The 15,585-nt window shown below is 69.3% G+C and carries 10 protein-coding genes; 6 read left to right on the forward strand and 4 right to left on the reverse strand.

Translation table 11 applies throughout. The features are described from left to right. Nucleotides 1–73 precede the first annotated feature (73 nt). Together RDV84_RS11510 and RDV84_RS11515 are read right to left on the reverse strand one after the other, a co-directional pair. Nucleotides 74–3,577: a lamin tail domain-containing protein gene (locus RDV84_RS11510; RefSeq protein ID WP_309153493.1), complete on the reverse strand. Its 3,504-nt coding sequence runs from the start codon at nt 3,575–3,577 to the stop codon at nt 74–76. 255 nt (nt 3,578–3,832) lie between these two features. Continuing rightward, the gene (locus tag RDV84_RS11515; RefSeq protein ID WP_309153494.1) at nt 3,833–7,360 is read right to left on the reverse strand and encodes a lamin tail domain-containing protein; all 3,528 of its coding nucleotides are present in this window, start codon (nt 7,358–7,360) and stop codon (nt 3,833–3,835) included. Between the two features lie 402 nt (nt 7,361–7,762). Here RDV84_RS11515 and RDV84_RS11520 point away from each other — a divergent pair, with 402 nt between their 5' ends. Both RDV84_RS11520 and RDV84_RS11525 read left to right on the forward strand, forming a co-directional pair. Beyond that, complete coding sequence (locus RDV84_RS11520) at nt 7,763–8,635, forward strand: tryptophan 2,3-dioxygenase (protein ID WP_057948951.1); 873 nt, start codon at nt 7,763–7,765, stop codon at nt 8,633–8,635. A gap of 385 nt (nt 8,636–9,020) precedes the next feature. Further along, nucleotides 9,021–10,559 carry a peptide MFS transporter gene (locus tag RDV84_RS11525; protein WP_057948950.1) on the forward strand — a complete coding sequence of 513 codons (1,539 nt, stop codon included), beginning with the start codon at nt 9,021–9,023 and terminating at the stop codon, nt 10,557–10,559. A gap of 369 nt (nt 10,560–10,928) precedes the next feature. Here RDV84_RS11525 and RDV84_RS11530 read toward each other — a convergent pair whose 3' ends face one another. Continuing rightward, nucleotides 10,929–11,501, reverse strand: coding sequence for a MarR family winged helix-turn-helix transcriptional regulator (locus tag RDV84_RS11530; protein WP_309153495.1), 573 nt, complete (start codon nt 11,499–11,501; stop codon nt 10,929–10,931). A gap of 101 nt (nt 11,502–11,602) precedes the next feature. On the opposite strand from RDV84_RS11530, the gene hppD reads away from it, so the two are divergent. The 3 genes from hppD (at nt 11,603) to hmgA (ending at nt 14,725) form a co-directional block, all read left to right on the forward strand. Beyond that, on the forward strand, nt 11,603–12,694 hold the full coding sequence (gene hppD / locus RDV84_RS11535; protein WP_309153496.1) for a 4-hydroxyphenylpyruvate dioxygenase: 1,092 nt from the start codon (nt 11,603–11,605) through the stop codon (nt 12,692–12,694). A gap of 26 nt (nt 12,695–12,720) precedes the next feature. After that, nucleotides 12,721–13,221, forward strand: a complete 501-nt coding sequence (locus RDV84_RS11540) for a hypothetical protein (protein WP_057948948.1) — start codon at nt 12,721–12,723, stop codon at nt 13,219–13,221. Between the two features lie 172 nt (nt 13,222–13,393). Continuing rightward, nucleotides 13,394–14,725, forward strand: coding sequence for a homogentisate 1,2-dioxygenase (gene hmgA / locus RDV84_RS11545; RefSeq protein ID WP_078998186.1), 1,332 nt, complete (start codon nt 13,394–13,396; stop codon nt 14,723–14,725). Here hmgA and RDV84_RS26280 read toward each other — a convergent pair. Continuing rightward, nucleotides 14,668–14,826 (reverse strand): DUF6053 domain-containing protein, encoded by a 159-nt coding sequence (locus tag RDV84_RS26280; RefSeq protein ID WP_486624513.1) that lies wholly within the window; start codon nt 14,824–14,826, stop codon nt 14,668–14,670. The genes hmgA and RDV84_RS26280 overlap by 58 nt on opposite strands. Before the next feature lie 101 nt (nt 14,827–14,927). Here RDV84_RS26280 and RDV84_RS11550 point away from each other — a divergent pair, with 101 nt between their 5' ends. Then, entirely contained in the window at nt 14,928–15,581 is a 654-nt protein-coding gene (locus tag RDV84_RS11550) for a lectin (protein ID WP_309153497.1), read from the forward strand. The last annotated feature ends 4 nt before the right edge of the window (nt 15,582–15,585 follow it).

Raw genomic sequence — 15,585 nt, forward strand, 5'->3', positions numbered from 1 at the left:
CCGCGGCGATGGCGGGCCAAAAAAAAGACCCCGGCCGAAGCCGGGGTCTGGGTCGTCGCTATGGGCGCGAGGCTCAGGGCGAGAAGTTGGCGAGCAACAGCACCCGCGCGAACGCGGTGGCGCCGCCCTGCACGGTCACGTACCAGGTACCGGCCTGCGGCACGGTGGAGAACACCGCTTCGTTGTTGCCGCTGCGGATCGAACGCAGGTCGTAGTCGGTCGCGCTCGGACGCGCGCCGCGCTTGGCGTACAGCGAGACGTCGCCGGTGCCGCCCTGGGTGATGATCCGCAGCCCGCGCGCGCCGGCCGGGATTTCCAGGCGGAAGGTCTTGGCTTCGCCGGCGGCGCCGCCGAGTTCCACGGCCTTGCCGTTGAGCAGCGCCGGGGTGCCGTCGTCCTGGGCGATCACCGCCACGCTGGCTTCGGCCGCGTTGTTGCCCGCGACCGCGTCCTGCGAGGTGGTTTCGCCGCTGACCGCCAGCTTGACCGTCTTGCCGGCGAGGTCGGCGGTGGCGTTGGCCGACAGCGCGAAGTTGGCGTTGGCGGCGTTGGCCAGGGCGCCGGTGCGGCAGGCGACCGAGGTCTTGCCCGAGGCGATCTGCGGTGCGTCGCAGGTCCACTCGGCCGGCTTGGTCACGCTCAGCGACGGCAGTTCGGCGTCGAGGGCGAAGCCCACGCCGACCGCGTCGGCGCGGCCCGGACCGTGGTTGGTCGCGACCGCGGTGTAGCCGATGCTCTGGCCGACCTGCACCGAGGCGGCGCTGGCGGCCGCGGTCACGCCCAGATCGGCGATTTCGCGCGGCACCAGGTAGGTCACCATCGGGTCGTGGTCGGACATGCGCGTCGGCGAGTTGGCGTCGGCGCGGTTGGCTTCCAGGTAGTCGGCGTTGATGCGGGCGTGGGTGAACTTGATCGAGCTGGTGGCGACGACCATTTCCTCGTTGACCAGGGTGTGGTCGAGGCTCTGGGCCTGGCCGTCGAAGCTGTACGAGTAACGCTCCATCGGGTCGATGGTGCTGGCCAGGTTGATCAGGTTCGGCTCGACCAGGTCGGCGCCGTCGCCGGGCACGGCGGTGGCGTCGTCCGGGCTGGGCGCGCCGATCACGGTGCCCATCGCGTCGGTCAGGCCGTCGTTGAACTCGAACGCGTTGAAGTCGCCGAGCACGATCAGGCGGGTGGCCGGGTTCTGGGTCTGGCGCTGGTTGACGTAGGTGGCCAGGAACTCGGCCTGGCGCTGGCGCTTGAGGCGAACGCGGTCGCCCTCGCTGCCGACCTCTTCGGCCTTGCTCAGCGAACGCTGGTGCACCACCACCACGGTCAGCGGGAACGCGCGGCCGTCGGCGTAGTGGACGACGGCGTCGAGCACCAGCGGCGGACGGTCGTTGAGCTCGTCGCTGTTGCCGTCGGGCTGCACCCACAGGGTGTCCTTGCCGACCTGGGTCACCGCCTGCACTTCCACGCGCGGCTTGCCCGGCAGCACTTCGGCGGTCTTGATCAGGTAACCCACGTCGATGCCGCCCGGATCGTTGCCTTCCTCGAGGTAAGCGACGTAGTTCGGGTTCGGCTGGCCGTTGGCGACCGCGTCGGCGTTGATCTTCGCGGCCAGGTCCTGCAGCGTGCTCAGGTTCTCGATCTCGACCGCGCCGAGGATGTCCGGCGTCTTGAGATAGTCGCGGATGCCGATCGAGGCCTTCTGCTTGCGCCGCGCGTAGGCGTCGGCGGTCGGCAGCGGTTCCTTGATGTTCGGATCGTCGACGGTGTCGAACAGGCGCTGCATGTTGTAGCCGGCGACCGACACCGCGTTCGGATCGACCGTCTCCACCGACGGACGCGGCTGCGGCGCCGGGGTCACGTTGAGCGACGCGCCGGGTTCGATCAGCAGGGTGTAGCGGCGGAAGCTGTAGTCCAGCGGGCCGACCAGGCCGGCGATGACCGTGCCGGCGGCGAACTCGAGCTTGGCGCCGCCGATCGCGTCGCTGTTGACGACCATCAGCTCCGGGTTGCCGTCCCAGCGCGGGATCGGCGGGACGGTGCCGGCCGGCGGGTTGGTGCCCGGCGGGATGCCGGCTTCGCGGAACGGCCGCGGCACGTCGCCGATGACGCCGTAGAAGAAGCTGCGGTTGGTGCTGGTGAAGTTGGTCTCGTTGACCGAGTTGGCCTGGTTCGGCGCGGTGACCTTGAAGCTCTGGATCGCCACGCGCATGCCCTCGTACGGCTCCAGCGCGTCCAGCGGCGAGGTCGGCTGCACCACCGGCAGCACCACCGGCACCGGCAACGGCGCGGTGCCGATCTGGTTGTAGGTGGCGAAGGTCAGTTCGGTCAGCGGCAGCTGGCCCGGGTCGGCGGCCGGAATGTACTCGGCGACCGTGCCGGTCACGCGCACGCGGTTGCCGACGGCGACGGCCGCGGTCGGCGCGGAGCTGGTGAAGACGTAGATGCCCTCGGAGGTCATCGGGTCGGCATCGGCTTCGGCGTCGGTGGTCTGCAGGTAGAAGCCGTTGTTCTTGCGCGCGGTGACCACGCCTTCGGTGGTGACGACCTGGTTCTCCAGCGGCGACTTGGCGCCGTTGCCCTGGATGTCGTGGATCGCGACCACGGTGACGTCGTCGTTGACGATGGTCGCGGTGGCGTCGACGAAGCCAGGCGCGGCCGGGGTCGCGCCGCTGATATTCTGGAACCGCAGCTTGAAGGTTTCGTTGGCTTCCGAAACGGTGTCGCCGTTGACGCTGACCGCGACGGTGGCGCTGCTCTGCCCGGCCGGGATGGTGCCGGCGAGATCGGACACGGCCGCGTAGTCGCTGCCCGCGGTGGCGGTGCCGTCGATGGTCGAGGCCTTCCAGCTCACGCCGCCGGCGCCGGCCGGCTGGCTCAGGCTCACGGTGAAGGTGAACACGGTGGTGCCGCTGTTGCCTTCGTCGGCCGAGACGTCGGCGACGGTGAGCGCGGGCAGCACCGGGCCGACGCCGCCGCACACGAACGCCGGCGAGGCGCTGTTGCGCGGCGAGGTGGCGGTGATGGTGGCGATGGAGAAGTCGGCGGCGTTGTTGTTGGTATCGACGCAGCCCTTGTCGTTGCGCATCGCCGAGGTGGAGTTGCTCACCACCGGGGTCGGCGCGTTGGCTTCGGCGCAGTTGGCGGTGGGGCCGACGCCGAGCAGATCGATGGTGCCGGCGGGGCACGCGCCGCTGAGCGCGACGATGTTGTTGACCAGCGCGACCTTGAAGTTGGCGCCGGACATGTTGATCGCGCCGACCGAGTCGGGCGTGGGCAGCGCGGGCTGGCTGCCGGCGCCGTCGCCTTGCTTGACCAGGTGATAGCCGCCGGGCGCGATCGAGCCGTTGAGCGTGGTGACTTGCCAGCTGGTGCCGGTGACCGACGCGTACTGCACGCTCCAGCCGGTCAGGTCGACCGCGGTGGCGCCGTTGTTGTGCAGCTCGATGTAGTCGCTCTTGACCGGTGCGCCGGAGTTGCCGCCGCCGCCGTAAGCCTGACTGATTACGACCTGCGCCTGGGCCGTGCCGGCCGAGGCGAAAGCCAATACCACCGCCGCCCAGAGGCGGCTCGTGTTCTTGTCCATGTAGTTCCCCAAGTGAGCGTCTGCCGGCCTCCCCGGCCGCAGACAGCTGGATTGTGCACGAATACTCACTTTCTGGCGTTGCAGTGCGATGACGCAGTGCGAGTTCTGCCATCGGTAATGTGCACGTAATCGTTTTATGCGACGCCGCGCGATGCAGTGCAGCATGCGCGGACGCGCCCGGCCCGTGGTTCGGCGCGTGCCCGGCAGTGCGCCGCCGCACCCCTCGGTGCGGCGGCGTGGCGCCTGTTCAGGGTTTTACGGCGCCGGTGCCGCGGTCAGCCTCGCGCTGGCCTGGGCGGCGTTGTTGCCGGGTTGCGGATCGGCCGATTGCGCGGTCGCCGACGCGGCCAGGGTCAGGTCGGTGCCGGCTTGGTCGGCGTAGGTGAGCACGAACAGGCTCAGCGACGCGCCGCTGTCGCGCCACATGCGCGGCGCCGAACACGCCGCGCTGGTGCGGCCGGCCTCGATCTGCGGCGCGCCGCAGTTCCAGTCCGGCGGGGCCTGCACGCGCACGCGGTCGAAGGCCTGCGACAGCGCCATGCCGACGCCGACGCCATGCGCGTCGTCGGGCCCGAGGTTGTCGACAACCACGCGGTACTCCAGCCATTGGCCCGCGGTAGGCGGCTGCGGCGCCTGCACCGACAGCGACAGATCGGCATGGGTGCGCGGCAACAGCCGCACATGCAGCGGATCGACGTTCGCCGCGCGCAGTTCGCTGCCGGCCTGGTCGCGCGCCGTCGCCGGCTGGCCGGCGTTGATGCGCGCGTGGCGCAGCTCGATCGCATCGGTGGCCGCCACCAGCCGCTCGTCGGCGAGCGCGTGCTGCAACTGCTGGCGCGAGCCTTCGACGATGGAGGAATAGCGTTCGCCGTCGGCGCCGGTGGCGGTCAGCGCGATCAGGTTCGGATCGATGCGATCGATGCCGTCGCCCGGCACCAGCGTCCACAGCGGATCGCTGGGCTTGCCGACGAGCGTGCCGACCGGATCGGTGTAGCCGTCGCCGAAGCCGTAGCCTTGCAGATCGCCGAGCACCAGCAGCGGCAGCGCGTTCGCCGCCTGTTGGTGCTGCTGCACCCAGCGCGCGAGGAAATCGGCCTGGGCGTGGCGGCGCAAGCGCAGCGCGCGGCCTTGCGCGTTGTCGGCGTCGCTGCCGTCCAGCGGCGCCAGCGCGGCCAGCAGCACGCGCAGGCGGAACTCGGCGCCGTTGTCGCGCACCGTCGCGTCGACGAACTGCGGCGCCTGCTCGAACAGCGGCATCCAGTCGCCCGACGGCAGCGCCAGGGTTTCCTCGCGGCCGATCTGGACGTGGCCGTCGAGCAGCACCCGCGGCGCCGGCCCGACCTGATCGCTGCGCAGCAGGAAGCCCAACTGCAGCGGCGAAGCGCTTTCCAACGACACCGCGCGATAGTTCGGATTCGCCTGGCCGGCGGTCGCCGCGCGTTGGTTGAGCCGTTGCGCGAGGCGTTCCAGCAGCGCGCGGTTCTCGACGCCGCCGATCGCGACGATGTGCGGCAGGCGCAGCTTGCCGGCGATGCCTTCGGCGAGCTTGTCCAGGCGCCGCTCGACCGCGAACGGCTGGCTCGCCGGCTGGCCGGAGTTGGGCGGACTGATTTCGTCGTGGAACGCGCCGAGGTCGTAGTACGCGACATCGACCGGCGGGCGATACGGATCGGCCGCGTCGACGCCGCTCGGCGCTGGCGCCGGCGCGAGCGCGAGCAGCGCCTGGTCGGCCTGCTGGATCACGGTGTAGCGGCCGCTGCGTTGATCGAGCGGACCGACCGCGTTGCCCACGCGCGCGCCGACGGCGACATCGAACGGCGCGCGGCCGGTCGCGGCGCTGTCCACGCCGATGGCCTCGGGATTGCCGTCCCAGCGCGGGATCCAGCCGGCCGGCGCGCCGTTGTCGCGCACGCCGTAGCGCGCGCCGGGTTCGCGCATCGGCGGCGGCGCGTCGGCGGCGCCGTCGAGGAGATAGAACACGCCGTCGCTGACCGTGGTTTCCAGGCCCGCATCGGTGCGGCCGCCGGTCGCGCCGATCACGAGGCGGTCGTCGAGCTGCACGCGCATGCCTTCGAAGGCTTCGTAGCCGGCCGCGCCGAGACCGGGATCGGGTTGCAGCCGGACCAATGCCGGCGGCAGCGGCTGGCGCACGTTGCCGACGTTCTGCGCCGGGTTGGTGGCGACGATGGCGGTCATCGACGCGCGGTCGGGCTGATCGCCCGGCGCGTACAGTTCGGCGACGATGCCGACCGCGCGCACCCGCAACGCCTGCAGGTTGGGATTCGGCGCGGTGCCGGTCTGCACGAACAGCGCTTCGGAGGTCAGCGGATCGGCGTCGGCTTCGGTCGCCGGCGCCTGCAGGAAGAAACCGTCCTTGACGATCGCGGTGACGATGCCTTCGACCTGGACCTGCTGGCCGAGCATCGGCGAGCGCTCGCCGCGGCCCTGGATCGCGTGGATCGGGGTGATCAGCGGATCGTCGTCGAGGATGACCGCTTCGGTGGCGAGGCTGGCGCTGCCGTCGGCGGCGCGCGCGCCGGCGCCCAGGTCGATGCGCAGCTTCACGGTTTCGTCGGCTTCCGGCACGGTGTCGCCGCGCACGGGCAGGGCGAACCTGGCCGCGCTCTGGCCTTCGGCGATGGTGCCGGCCAGGTCGATCGGCAGATAGTCGGCGCCGGCCGTGGCGGTGCCGCCGTCGACGCTGAGCGCGCGCCATTGCGCGCCGCCCGCGCCGGCGGGACGGTCCAGCTTCAGTTCGAACTCGAACGGCGCGTAGCCGTCGTGGCCTTCGCTGCGCGCGACGTTCGCCACGCTCATCGTCGGCGGCGGCGCGGTGTCGTCGTTGAGGAGGGTCGCGACGGTGTCGAGGTAGTCGCCGTTGGCGGTGGTCGCGCCGGCGTGGACCTTGATCTGCAGGGGCACGGTTTCGTCGGCTTCGACCTCGCTGTCGCCGCGCACCGGCAGGACGAAGCGCGCCGAACTCTGGCCGGGCTCGATCCGGCCGCTGAGATTGATCGGTGTGTAGTCCGCATCCGGCGTGGCGGTGCCGGTGCCGCTGACGTGCACGGACCAATCCACGCCGGCGGGTCCGGCCGGAGCGTCGAGCTTGAGTTCGAATTCGAACGGGGTGACGCCGCTGTGGCCTTCGGCCTTGGCCACCGGCTGCACGCTCAGCTTCGGCAGGGTCGGCGCGCAGACCAGGCGCGCCGACGCGGCGTTGCGCGGGGCGGCCGAGGCGACCGAGAAATCGGCGGCGTTGGACTGGCTGTCCTGGCAGCCGTCGCTCTTGCGCAGGTACGCGTTGAGCGGCGAGACGACGGCGGCGCGCGCGCTGCCTTCGTAGCAATCGGTCGCGCCGTAGCCGAACAGATCGACCAGTCCCGCTTGCGCGCTCGGACAGGCGCCGGCGAGCGTGCCGCCGCCGGACAGCAGCGCGAGCTTGCCCGACTGCGGGGCCATGCTGGTCGGGCTGCTGAAGTTCGACGTCGGCAGCGCGCGGCCCGCGGTGGTGGTGCCCATGCGGATCAGGTAGTAGCCGCCGGGCGGCAGGGTGCCGCTGATCTGGGTGCGCTGCCAGCCGCTGCCCTGCTGCGCGTACTGCAGGCTCCAGCCGCCGAGATTGACGGTGGCGTTGCCGGTGTTGTGCAGCTCGACGTAATCGGCGTGATAGCCGTTGGCGCCGGCGTTGGGATAGACCTGGGAGATGACGACCTGGGCGCCGGCGGTGCCGGACAAGGCCACGGCGATACCGGCCGCGAGTGCGCGGCTAGCGAGTTTTTGCATGGAATCCCCTTGAAAGTGCGCCTGCAGACTGGACCGTTGCGACGGTGGGCAGGCGCGACCATTTTAGTTTTCGCGCGTCGCACCGGCCGCGACCGCGTGACCGGCGTCGCGGACGCGTCCGCGTTCGGCGCGGCCGGCGCTCGATGCGACAGCGGCCGCGCAGCGCGCGGTCGCGGAGCAAGCCGTCGTGAAGCAAGCCGTCGTGAAGCAAGCCGTCGTGAAGCAAGCGGTCGTGGAGCAAGCCATCGTGAAGCAGGCAGCCGCGGAGCGATGCGCCCGCGTGCGGCGCGAGGCGTCGCGATGCGGCCCGTTCGCGGCAACCGAGCGCGCCTCCGGCTGCGGTCCGGATGCGCTACGCTTTGCGCCCCTGCCGTGCCCGGCGCTTGCCGCCAAGAGCCCCCGATGTCCGTAGAGAAGAACCAGCGCGAACTGGAAGACGGTATCCATACCGACCTGCAGGGACGCATCACCTACGGCGGCTATCTGCAACTGGACAAGCTGCTGTCGGCGCAGCGCCCGCTGTCGCAACCGGGCCACCACGACGAGATGCTCTTCATCGTCCAGCACCAGGTCTCGGAGCTGTGGATGAAGCTGATCATCCACGAGCTCAGCGCCGCGCTGGCGCACCTGCGCCGCGACCAGGTCTGGCAATGCCAGAAGATCCTCGCGCGCTGCAAGCAGGTGCTGCGCCTGCTGACCGAACAGTGGTCGGTGCTGGAGACGCTGACCCCGTCGGAATACATGGGCTTCCGCGAGACCCTGGGCCCGTCCTCGGGCTTCCAGTCGCTGCAGTACCGCACCATCGAGTTCATGCTCGGCAACAAGAACGAGGACATGCTCAAGGTCTTCGCCTACGACCCCAACGGCCAGGCCGACCTGGAGCGCGCGCTGGCCGCGCCGAGCCTGTACGACGAATTCCTGATGTACCTGGCGCGTTTCGGCCATGCCGTGCCGGCCGCGCACCTGCAGCGCGACTGGCGCCAGCCGCACGTGGCCGACGCCGAACTGCAGCCGGTGTTCGAGCGCATCTACGAGAACACCGACGTGTACTGGCGCGAGTACGCGCTGTGCGAGGACCTGGTCGACCTGGAGAACCAGTTCCAGCTGTGGCGCTTCCGCCACATGCGCACGGTGATGCGCATCATCGGCTTCAAGCGCGGCACCGGTGGCTCCAGCGGGGTCGGCTTCCTGCGGCAGGCGCTGGAGCTGACCTTCTTCCCGGAACTGTTCTCGGTGCGCACCACCCTGGCCCCGGCCGGGGGGTATGGGGCCTGAGACAGCGTCTGCGGCGGCGTCGCGGCGGAGCGGAAAGCGTCGGGGCTGAAGCCCCTCCCACAAGCGCCAGTTCCCGCCGGTGCCGGCTGTTGTGGAGGGGCTTCAGCCCCGACGCTTTTGTGCCAGCTCGCCGCGCAACAAACCGCAAACCATGACAGTTGTCACCCGATAGCGGCAAGAAGCCCGCCAGAAGCCGGACTTTCCCGGCCCGCCCGGCGCAAAATCCTCGCCCGTTCAGGCATTTGCAGGCACGAATGTTGCGTCGCAACACGCGCCCCGCACCTTCACGAATGTTTGACGCCGCCGGCCTGTGCCGGTAAATCTCCCCGGCCCGTGCCGTCGGCGTGGGATTTTCATTCAGTTTCCACACGACAGGGGACACCGCATGAGCGGAGCCGCGATACCGACCCAGGGCCAGGCGCCCATTCCCGAATTCTCCACGCGGCTGGGCCATCCCAAGCCGTTGTGGATGCTGTTCATGACCGAATTCTGGGAGCGCTTCGCCTTCTACGGCATCCGCTGGGCGCTCGTGCTGTACATCGTCCACCAGTTCCACGGCGGCGACGCCGCCGGCGAGGCGCCGGCCAACCGCGTCTACGGCGCTTACCTGGCCCTGGTCTACGCCGCGGCGATCTTCGGCGGCTACGTCGCCGACCGCATCCTCGGCTACCAGCGCTCGATCCTGCTCGGCGCGGTGATCATGTCGGCGGGCTTGTTCATGATCGCCTTGCCGAACGAGCAGATCTTCAAGCTCGGCCTGGCCACGATCATCTGCGGCAACGGCCTGTTCAAGCCGAACATCTCGACCATGGTCGGCAAGCTCTACGCGGTCGGCGACGAACGCCGCGACTCGGGCTTCACCATCTTCTACATGGGCATCAACCTCGGCGCGATGCTGGCGCCGCTGCTGACCCAGTACCTGGCGCAGAAGATCTTCGGCAGCGAATCGCTGCCGGACTACAAGATCGTCTTCATCTCCGCCGGCATCGGCATGCTGATCAGCCTGGTGTGGTTCTGGTTCGGCCGCGCCGGCCTCAAGGGCATCGGCGTGCCGCCGGAAGGCCAGCAGGATCCGCGCAAGGTGCTGTACGTGTTCCTCGGCGCGGTGGTCGCGATCCCGGTCGTCTACTTCCTGCTCGCCATGGGCGCCGGCGCGCTGCAGGGCGTGCTGACCGCGATGTTCCTGGGCCTGTGCGGCCTGTTGCTGGCCGAAGGCTTCCGCGAAGGTTCGCAGCAGCGCGACAAGGTCGTCGCGATGCTGATCATCTTCACCTTCAACATCCTGTTCTGGATGTTCTTCGAGCAGGCCGGCAGCTCCTTCACCTTCCTCGCCGACAAGATCGTCGACCGCGACATCTTCACCGGCGGCCTCGCCGACCTGGTCTACAGCCTCAGCGGCGAGCGCGTGTTCCCGACCGCGTGGTTCCAGTCGGTCAACTCGGTCGCGATCATCACCCTGGCCCCGCTGATCGCTTGGATCTGGGTGGCGATGGGCAAGGCCAATCCCTCGATCCCGCGCAAGTTCGGCCTGGGCCTGATCTTCAACGGCCTGGCGTTCCTGCTGCTGATGTTCGCCCTGGGCAGCCTGCTGGACAACGGCAAGATCCCGTTCTGGACCCTGTTCGCGGTGTACTGGATCCAGTCCATCGGCGAGCTGTGCCTGTCGCCGATCGGCCTGTCGATGGTGACCAAGCTGGCGCCGGTGCGCCTGGTCGGCTTCGGCATGGGCGGCTGGTTCCTGTCGACCGGCATCGGCAACAACCTCTCGGGCATCTTCGCCGGCCACGTCAGCGGCGAAGGGGGCATGACCACGACCTCGGCGCTCGGCGGCTACACCTTCGGCTTCTGGGCCCTGGTCGGCGCCGGCGTGCTGCTGTTCCTGATCGCGCCGCTGGTGCAGAAGCTGATGCACGGCGTGAAGTGATCGCGCCGCGGGTTTGAACGCGAAAACGGCGGCCGCTTGGCCGCCGTTTTCGTTCGTGCGATGGTGCGCGACAGGCGAGGCACAAGGAGCGCCCGCGATGAACGTCGGCATCTTCCACTGGCTGATCCTGTTCGTGCTGATCGGCGGCGCGGCCGGCACGGTGTGGCTGATCTCTTACCTCGCAAACCGGCGGAAATAGACCCGCAGCCGCAGCGCCCCCCGTAGGAGCGGCGCAAGCCGCGACCGCGACAATGCAGCGACGGCGAAACCGTCGTCGCTGCGCCGCAAGCCGGGTTGTTCGGTGCGGCCGTCGTGGCTGTGTTTTCGCGGTCGCGGCTTGCGCCGCTCCTACACGGCGCAACCGGAACTTCAGCGCGATTCGGCCGCCATCTGGGCCTCGGCCTGCATCTCCAGCTCGTCCAGTCGGTCCAGCAGCCGGAACAGCGCGTCGCGTTCGGCCGTCTCGATCCCGGCCAGCAGCCGCTGCTCGAACGCCAGCGCCATCGGCGCGACTTCGTCGTAGATCCTGTAGCCGTCCGGCGACAGCCGCAGCACCGAGCGGCGGCGGTCGTCGTCGTGGGTGTCGCGCTCCAGCCGGCCGGCCTCGGTCAGGCGCGCCACCGCGCGGCTCACCGCCACCTTGTCCATCGCCGTGCGCTGGGCGACCTCGTTGGCCGACAGCTCGGGGAAGCGCCCGAGCACCGCCATCACCCGCCATTCGGTCACGCTCAGCGCGTAGCGCTCGGAATAGACCCGGGCGATCGCGCCGCTGACCCGGTTCGACAGCACCGACAGGCGGTAGGGCAGGAAGTGGTCGAGGTCGAGCTCGGCGTGACGGCCGCTGGCGCGCGCGGCCGCGCGCTGCGGCGCGGCCGGGGCCTGTTCAGGCGCGCCGGTCGCGGACGGAGCCGCGGCCCCGGATTGGGAAGTCGGTCGATTCATGTTGCGCTATGCCTTGCTTATGGTTTCATTTGAAACTATAACGGCTACTTTCCTGAGGCCGCCCGCAGCGGACCCGCCCGCCACGTATCGAGAACAATGCCATGAATGCACAGCCCAACCTCGGCATGCAGGTCACCACCTTCGAAAATCCGCTCGGCATCGACGGCTTCGAGTTCGTCGAGTTCGCCGCGCCGAAGGGCCAGGGCGCCCTGCTGCACGACTACTTCCGCAAGCTCGGCTTCAGCGCCGTGCTCAAGCACAAGTCGCGCCCGGTCACCGTCTACCGCCAGGGCGGGGTCAACTTCCTGGTCAACGAGACCCCCGACAGCTTCGCTTCCGCGTTCGCCGAAGCCCACGGCCCCTGCGCCAGCGGTTTCGCGATCCGCTTCAAGCAGCCGGCCGGCGAGGTGCTCAAGGCGGTGCTCGCCAACGGCGGCGAAGCGGTGACCGACCGCGCCGACACCCGCGTGATCGACGCGCCGGTGGTCAAGGGCATCGGCGACTGCATGCTGTACCTGGTGGACCAGTACGGCGACAAGGGCGACGCCTACGCCGACTACGAGCCGATCGCCGGCGCCGAGCAGAACCCGACCGGGTTCGGCCTGACCTTCATCGACCACCTGACCCACAACCTGTACTTCGGCAACATGCAGAAGTGGTCGGACTACTACGAGCGCCTGTTCAACTTCCGCGAGATCAAGTACTTCGACATCAAGGGCGCCAAGACCGGCCTGGTGTCGAAGGCGATGACCGCGCCGGACGGCATCGTGCGCATCCCGCTCAACGAGTCCAACGACCCCAAGAGCCAGATCAACGAATACCTCGACGCCTACAAGGGCGAGGGCATCCAGCACATCGCCTGCTTCACCGACAACATCTACGACACCGTCGAGGCGATGCGCGCGCAGGGCGTGGAGTTCCTGGACACGCCGGACACCTATTTCGACGTGATCGACATGCGCGTGCCCAACCACGGCGAGGACGTGCCGCGCCTGGCCAGGAACAAGATCCTGATCGACGCCGATCCGGAAACCCACCAGCGCAAGTTGCTGCAGATCTTCACCCAGAACGCGATCGGCCCGATCTTCTTCGAGATCATCCAGCGCAAGGGCAACGAAGGCTTCGGCGAGGGCAACTTCCAGGCCCTGTTCGAGAGCATCGAACGCGACCAGATGAAGCGCGGCGTACTATAAGCGCTCCTCCTCGCAAGGCTGTGGACATGCTCAAGGAACTGATCGACCTGTTGACCTGCCGGGAACTCGATCCGGAGGAACTGGCGGAGCTGGTGGCGTCGATCGAAAACGCCGGCGACGATCCGGACCTGGACTGGATGGACGATCCCTCGCCGGAAGAGCTGATCCAGAACGCGATCGTGTTCAAGCTGGTGAACCACCTCGCCGTCGGCGACAAGATCGACGAAGTGCACGAGCAGGTCAGCGATTTCTTCGCCGAGCCGCTGGCCGATTTCCCGCGTCACGCCAATGGGCGCGGGTATCTGCCGGACGAGTACTTCGCCTGGCTCGACCCGCTGCTGGCCGAGCGCGGCAAGGACGGCGGCGGTTATCGGTTGATGCTGCTCGACGACAGTTTCAGCGACCAGTTGAACGCCTTGCTGGTCTGGCGCAAGGACACCGCGCGGGTGCTGGAACTGGCCGGCGCGCTGGCGCTGTCGATCGAGTCGTCGACCGAGCGTTCCCTGGGACACCGCCCGGTCATGTGAAGACGGCGGCCGCGCCGGCGCTGGTGCGCCGGTGCGCGGCCGCGAAGATTCGAAACGGCGTCGTCGAACGGCGGCGCCACGCCGCCGACGCGCGCGGCGATCAACCGCATAGCGAGTCCGATAGCGAGCCCGTATGAGCACCGCAGCCAACGACATCGACAACGTGATCCCGATGCCCAGCACCGACTCCGTGCGCCAGCGCCCGCGCGGCTACATGAGCGGCTTCGGCAACGAATTCGCCACCGAAGCCGTCGCCGGCGCGCTGCCGGAAGGGCAGAACTCGCCGCAGCGCGCGCCGTTCGGGCTGTACGCCGAGCAGCTCAGCGGCACCGCCTTCACCGCGCCGCGCAAGGAAAACCGGCGCAGCTGGCTGTACCGGATCCGCCCGGCGGCGATGCACGGCGCGTTCTCGCCGTTCGCGCAGCCGCGCTTCCACAACGACTTCGGCGACGGCCCGGTTTCGCCCGACCAGCTGCGTTGGGACCCGCTGCCGCTGCCCGAGAGCGAGGGCGAGGTCGATTTCGTCGACGGCCTCTACACCATGGCCGGCAACGGCTCGGCCGCCGGCCAGCACGGCTGCGGCATCCACCTGTACGCGGCCAACCGCTCGATGCAGGGACGGTTCTTCTACAACGCCGACGGCGAGACCCTGATCGTGCCGCAGCTCGGCCGCCTGCTGATCGGCACCGAACTGGGCGCGCTGGAAGTCGAGCCGATGGAAGTCGCGGTGATCCCGCGCGGCATCCGTTTCCGGGTCGAACTGGTCGACGGCGCCTCGCGCGGCTACGTGTGCGAGAACTTCGGCGCGCTGCTGCGGCTGCCGGACCTCGGCCCGATCGGCTCCAACGGTTTGGCCAATCCGCGCGATTTCTCCACCCCGCACGCGTCCTACGAAGACCTGGAAGGCACGTTCGAGCTGGTCGCCAAGTTCCAGGGCCACCTGTGGCGTGCCGACATCGGCCATTCGCCGCTCGACGTTGTCGCCTGGCACGGCAACTTCGCGCCGTACAAGTACGATCTGCGCCGCTTCAACACCATCGGCTCGATCAGCTTCGATCATCCCGACCCGTCGATCTTCACCGTGCTGACCTCGCCCAGCGACACGCCCGGCACGGCCAACATCGACTTCGTGATCTTCCCGCCGCGCTGGCTGGTGGCGCAGCACACCTTCCGCCCGCCGTGGTTCCACCGCAACGTCGCCAGCGAGTTCATGGGCCTGGTGCACGGCGTGTACGACGCCAAGGCCGGCGGCTTCGCCCCGGGCGGCGCCTCGCTGCACAACTGCATGACCGGCCACGGCCCGGACGCGGAGACCTTCGAGAAGGCCTCGCACGCCGACTTGAGCAAGCCGCACGTCATCACCGACACCATGGCCTTCATGTTCGAGACCCGCGCGGTGATCCGCCCGGCTGCGCAGGCCTTCGACGCCGCGCACCGCCAGCGCGACTACCAGGCCTGCTGGGCCGGATTGCAGAAGCACTTCGATCCGGTCGGGCGCGACTGAGCGCGGCGGCGGCGCAGCCCCGCGCAGACGGCTTTTGTGGGAGGGACTTCAGTCCCGATGCTCTTGTTCCAGTTCGCCGCGGACTGAGCCGGAAAACGCATCGCGACTGAAGTCCCTCCCGCTTCGTTTCTCACTGCGTTCACGCAAAAACGCTAGGCTGCTCCGGCCTTTCGCAACGCGCCCACTGCGCCGGAGTCTGCCGATGTTTCCCGCTGCGAACGCCCGTGTTTCCCTGCTCGCCGCCGCGCTGCTGGCGCTGGGCCTGAGCGCCTGCCAGCGCGAACCCGCACCCGCGCCGAAAGAGTCGGCCAGCACCGCGCCCGCGGTCGATCAGGCGCCGGCGGACGACCAGCCGGCCGAGAACGTGCCGCCGGCGACCGCGCCGGCACCGACGCCGCCGCCCGCGTCCGGCGCGGGGCTGGCGCGCTTCGACGGCTACGGCGAGATGCGCTTCGGCATGACCGCCGCGCAAGCCAAGCAGGCCTGGGGCGGCGAGCTCAAGGGCAAGCCCGACGAAGCCGGCGGCTGCTATTACCTGCAGCCGATCTGGGGCAGCGATCCGCGCGAGTTCGGCTTCATGGTCGAGGACGACAAGTTCGTGCGCGTGGACGTGGGCAACGACAAGGAGATCGCGCCCGGCGGCGGCAAGAAGGGCATGAGCGCCGACGAGATCGGCACGCTCTATGCCGGCCGGGTCGAAGTGCAGCCGCACAAGTACGAGCAAGGCGCCCAGGTGCTGCGGGTCGGCGACGCCAGCGGCGGCGTGCTGGTGTTCGAGACCGCCGGCGACGGCAAGGTGGCGCGCTGGCGCATCGGCATCCCGCCGCAGGTCGATTACGTCGAAGGCTGCTCCTGAGGCG

It is taken from the genome of Lysobacter yananisis (genome assembly GCF_031199375.1).
Taxonomy (GTDB): domain Bacteria; phylum Pseudomonadota; class Gammaproteobacteria; order Xanthomonadales; family Xanthomonadaceae; genus Lysobacter; species Lysobacter yananisis.